The sequence below is a fragment of the Azospirillum sp. B506 genome, assembly GCF_000333595.1.
Taxonomy (GTDB): domain Bacteria; phylum Pseudomonadota; class Alphaproteobacteria; order Azospirillales; family Azospirillaceae; genus Azospirillum.
This window is the reverse complement of the sequence record NZ_BADK01000064.1, coordinates 1-4,631: the sequence shown is the minus strand read 5'-3', so window position 1 is coordinate 4,631 and position 4,631 is coordinate 1. Positions and strand designations below refer to the sequence as shown.

Genomic DNA, 4,631 nt, shown 5'->3' with positions numbered 1-4,631 from the left:
CAGGTCGCTGACGCCGTTGGCGGCGGCCTGGGCGCGGATCGCCGCCAGGTTCGGCAACTGGGCCTCCTCCGTCGCGACGATCAGCTTGCCGATGCGGCGATGCTCCACCCCATGGGCGGCGCAGTAGGCATAGAGCGCGTCGCGGCCGGGCACGCACAGCCGGGCGCGCAGGCTGCCGGTGGGGTAGTAGATGCCGGCATGGATCACTTCGGAATTGCGCGAGCTGGTGCCGGTGCCGATGGCGTCCGCCTCCTCCAGCACGATCACCTCGCGCCCGGCCTGTGCCAGCCGGCGGGCCACCGCCAGACCGACCACGCCCGCCCCGACGACCACGCACTCCACCCGTTCCATCGCGTCATTCCCGCCTGCCGCCTGAACCGCCGGGAAGGGGACCGCAAAAGGGGCGGGGTGCGCAAGAGGTTCCGCATATGCGTCAGGCTTGACTCGGCCGTGCCAATGGGTATTGTGCGCGCCTTCACCTCCTGGGAAAGCGGGCGCGCGCAATTTTTGACGCCCCGTCCGCCGCCTGAACAGGGCGGACGGAACTACCGGGACAACATCAACTCGTGTCCAACGAGGCGTGAGAGTTATGAGCAAGCGTCAAGAGTCCAAGTACAAGATCGACCGCCGCCTTGGCGTCAACCTGTGGGGCCGCGCCAAGAGCCCGCTGAACAAGCGCGAGTATGGCCCGGGCCAGCATGGCCAGCGCCGCAAGAAGCCGTCGGACTACGGTCTGCAGCTGATGGCCAAGCAGAAGCTGAAGGGTTACTACGGCAACATCGGCGAGAAGCAGTTCCGCCGCATCTATGCCGAGGCCGTCCGCCGCAAGGGCGACACCGGCGAGAACCTGATCGGTCTGCTGGAGCGCCGTCTGGACGCCGTGGTCTACCGCATGAAGTTCGCGCCGACCCCGTTCGCTGCGCGCCAGCTGATCAACCACGGCCACATCCTGGTTAACGGCCGCCGCCTGAACATCGCTTCGGCCCGCATCAAGGACAACGACACCGTCGAGGTGCGCGCCAAGTCCAAGCAGATGGCGCTGGTCCTGGAAGCCGCCGCTTCCGGCGAGCGTGACATCCCCGACTATCTGGAAGTCGACAGCAGCGCGCTGAAGGGCCGCTTCGTCCGCGCCCCGCTGCTGGCCGATGTTCCGTACCCGGTCCAGATGGAACCGAACCTGGTCATCGAGTTCTACTCGCGCTGATCGGTCGGCTCCTGCCGAACGCGAAAGGCCGCTCCCTCGGGGGCGGCCTTTTTGCTTTGGGGGCATTCCCGGGCGCAGCTGCCTCCTCCACCCTTACCGTCGCCGCGTCAGCAGCAGGACAGTCAGGTCGTCGTCGATGGGGCCGGTCGCGGCCAGATCGTCGAGCAGGCCGTGGAGCAGGCGGCCGTCGTCAGGCTCGTGCAGGCGGCTGGCGAGAAGGGTTGCGAGGCCGTCTTCGTCGAGAACCCCGTGGCTGTTCCCGTCGCCGGTCTCGATGTCGATGGCGGCGTCGGAATAGAGGAAGAGCCGGGAACCGGGCGGCATCGGCAATTGGCGACTGTCGTAGCTGGCCGACGCCAGCAGGCCGAGCGGCAGGCCACTGCCGTCGCCCAGCCGCGGCGCGTCGTCGCCGGGATAGCAGATCATCGGCGCCGTCGATCCGGCCGAGGCATAGTGGAACACCCCCGCCATGGGGTCGATCACTCCGGTCAGCATGGTGGCGAACTGGCCGCTGGGCAGCAGCCCGCACAGACGGCGGTTCACCGCGCCCAGGAAATCCGCCGGGGCCAGGTCCGTGCTGCCGATCTGTCGGCAGATGGCATCCAGCCGGAAGGTGTTCAGCGCGGCGCCCACGCCATGGCCGGAGAAATCGACAAGATGGACGGCCACCCGTCCGTCCGGCAGTCGCGCCACCGCCCAGCAGTCGCCGCCCAGCTCGGACGAGGGCGCGAAATGGGCGTGGATGGCGATCCCGGTGGCGGCCTCCAGCTCGGCCAGCCGGTCGGGGCCGGGCAGCATCCGGATCTGCATGGCGCGGGCCAGCTCCAGCTCGGCTTCGGTGCGGCTGTGATACTGCTCCAGGTCGCGCAGCATGGCGCGCTTGCGCAGATGGATGCGCACGCGCGCCAGCAGCTCCTCCGCATTGATCGGCTTGGCGACATAGTCGGTCGCCCCGGCGGCGAAAGCACGGGCGCGATCCTCCGCCCGGTTCAGGCTGGACTGCACCAGGACCGGCAGCGATTTCCAGCGTGGGTCGGCGCGCAGGCGCCGGCACATCTCGAACCCGTCCATCTGCGGCATCATCAGGTCGAGAAGCACGAGGTCCGGCTTGAACCGGTCCAATTGGATCAGCGCCTCCCGCCCATCCTCCGCCTGTTCGATCACGGTGATGCCGCCGCGCTCCAGCAGGGCGATCAGCAGGTGGCGGTTGATCCGGTTGTCGTCGACGATCATCACGCGGGCACCGGCCAGACCGTCCGGGGCATCATGCGTCTCGGCGGGAGGCAGGGGGCCGGTCAATCCGCCATCTCCCGTTCGATCCACAGCAGCGTGTGGTCGTCGCCGCTGGCCTGACCCAGCGCAAAGCCAAGCGAGCGGACCACGGAGTCGAAGCCCTCGCCCTCCGCCACGGCGCGGGCGATCATCCAGCCCAGTCCGATGCCGGTTCCGCCGGGGTCCAGCGCCTCCAGCACCGCGACCGAGGAGAGCGCGAGCACGCCGCCGCGCGGCAGTTCCATCGCTTCGCTGCGATAGCGGAGGCCGGGACCGATGCCGATGGGCAGGCCGGTGGCGGTGCCGAATTGCGGGCCGCCGCTGCCCCCATCGCCGAGGATCATCGGCGGTGCCCCCTGGGCCGAGGCGTGGATGAAGCGGCCGGCCTCGCCGTCGACCACCCCATAGGTCATGGTCGCCCTTTCCCCCGGCGCCAGCAGCCCGGCCGCACGGTCGTTCAACGCGGTCAGCAGGGCGGCGGCATCCTCGCCATGGACGGGACCCAGCTCCTGCAGCAGGGTGTGCAGACGGAAGGCATTCAGCGCCGCCGAAACACCCCGGCCGGCGACGTTGAGCAGATAGATGCCGAAGCGCCGCCCGCCCAGCGGCAGCAGCCCCCACAGATCGCCGCCGAGATTGGGGGAAATCACGCTGTGGGCGCGCAGCCGGCACCCGGCCGCCGCAGCCGCCGCGGCGCATTGTGCCGGTGTCGGCAGCAGCTGTTCGTGCATCGACCGGGCGATGGCCAGCTCCGCCTCCACCCGCGCGCGGTAGGCCTGCAGGCGGCGGATCAGGACGCGGTCTTCCAGATGGATGCGGACGCGGGCCAGCAACTCCGTGCGTTCCAGCGGTTTGCACACCAGGTCGGTGGTGCCGGCGGCGAAGGCCCGGTTGCGGTCCTCGCCCGACGACAGCGCGGTCTGCACCAGGATCGGCAGGTCGGCGGTTTCCGGCATGGCCCGCAGGCGGCGGCAAACCTCGAACCCATCCAGTCCCGGCATCATGATGTCGAGGATCAGCAGGTCGGGAAGGGCGGCCTCGATCATCGTCAGGGCTTCCTGCCCGCCGGCGGCGAAGGAGACCCGGTGGAAGCCGGCCTCCGCCAGGATGGCGCCGATCAGCGTGCGGTTGAACACGTTGTCGTCGACCACCAGGATCGGGCAATCCAGCGCGATGCTGTTCCCAAGCGCCAGGACCGGACCTCCAGGGGTGACCCCGTCTCCGGCTGGCGGCTCGTCCTGGCGGTGCGCCACGGTCACAGAGCGAACCTCAGCCGGATGCGGCGGCCGCCATCCTCGATCTCCAGCCCGTCGGCGATGCTGCCGATCAGGTCTAGGCCGCGCCCGGACGCTCCGGGGTTGGTGCGCGGGCCGGGAGTGAAGCCGGCGCCCTCGTCGAGGATCTCCACCGTCGCCAGTCGCCGCCCTTTTCCAGCAGAGCCATCCTCTGCGGTGCCATCCCCCGCAGGGTCGATCCGCAGGGCAACCACGATGCGGCGGGCGGCCAGCGCCGGGTCGGCAAGCCGGTCGGCCAGATCGCGGGAGAAGCGTTCCAGCTCCCGGGCGCTCAGCTCCTGCATGCCGGCGACGCCGAGGTTGCCGTGGACCAGCGCGTTGCTGACCGCCTCGTGCAGGGCCAGCTCGACATCGTCGCGGCGGTCGCCATCCAGCGGATGGCGGGCACTCAGCGCGGCCAGCAGGCGTCCGCCGAGCTGGAGATCATGCGCGGTCGCGGTGGTCAGGTTGACGTAGAGGTCGCTGCCAGCCGCGTCGGCCAGCAAGGGGGAGAGCGCCAGGGCAAGCGTCGCGGCGTCGGTGCCGGCCGGCGGTTCGATCCAGGCGGCGACGGGAGGGAGCCACAGAGCGTCCGTGGCGGCATTGCCGCCCGATTCGCTTCCGTTCAGCAGCACGGCCAGCGGGTCCGGCCCGGCGGGTTCGGCGGCTGCGGACAGCCGCAGTGCCCGCGCCAAGCGGTCCAGACGGTCGGCCGACAACCCCGGTGCCAGAAGGCCGCCGAAGCATGTGCGGCAGCCGGCGGTCCGGGGCCCGCCCGGCATCGTTTCCTGCCCTGTCCCGTCGACCACCGGGTTCAGTCCTCGATCGGGACGATCTTGGCGATGTGCGCCACGGTCAGCACGCGCTTGACCTGTCCGGCG

General features: G+C 70.2%; 5 protein-coding genes. 1 reads left to right on the top strand and 4 read right to left on the bottom strand.

Features of this window, described 5'->3' with window-relative positions; translation table 11 throughout:
- A partial coding sequence (locus tag I71_RS02035; RefSeq protein WP_042689576.1) for an FAD-dependent oxidoreductase occupies positions 1-351 on the bottom strand: 351 nt, incomplete at its 3' end.
- Positions 352-589: 238 nt separating this feature from the next.
- Between I71_RS02035 and rpsD the strand changes: the two genes are divergently transcribed.
- On the top strand, positions 590-1,204 hold the full coding sequence (gene rpsD, locus I71_RS02030) for a 30S ribosomal protein S4 (protein ID WP_012974917.1): 615 nt from the start codon (positions 590-592) through the stop codon (positions 1,202-1,204).
- Between the two features lie 93 nt (positions 1,205-1,297).
- Here rpsD and I71_RS02025 read toward each other — a convergent pair whose 3' ends face one another.
- From I71_RS02025 to I71_RS02015, 3 genes are read right to left on the bottom strand one after another with little or no spacing between them, the layout of a single operon-like run.
- Complete coding sequence (locus I71_RS02025) at positions 1,298-2,503, bottom strand: PP2C family protein-serine/threonine phosphatase (RefSeq protein WP_244433571.1); 1,206 nt, start codon at positions 2,501-2,503, stop codon at positions 1,298-1,300.
- The gene (locus tag I71_RS40430; protein WP_083896919.1) at positions 2,500-3,735 is read right to left on the bottom strand and encodes a response regulator; all 1,236 of its coding nucleotides are present in this window, start codon (positions 3,733-3,735) and stop codon (positions 2,500-2,502) included. Before I71_RS40430 ends, I71_RS02025 begins: the two co-directional genes overlap by 4 nt.
- Positions 3,732-4,532, bottom strand: a complete 801-nt coding sequence (locus I71_RS02015; protein WP_042689569.1) for an ATP-binding protein — start codon at positions 4,530-4,532, stop codon at positions 3,732-3,734. The genes I71_RS40430 and I71_RS02015 overlap by 4 nt, the downstream gene beginning before the upstream one ends.
- Between the last annotated feature and the right edge of the window lie 99 nt (positions 4,533-4,631).

Excerpts from the sequence above, each read along its gene's own strand:
- rpsD (WP_012974917.1), top strand. The coding sequence starts at position 590 with ATGAGCAAGCGTCAAGAGTCCAAGTACAAGATCGACCGCCGCCTTGGC.
- I71_RS02015 (WP_042689569.1), bottom strand. The coding sequence starts at position 4,532 with ATGCCGGGCGGGCCCCGGACCGCCGGCTGCCGCACATGCTTCGGCGGC.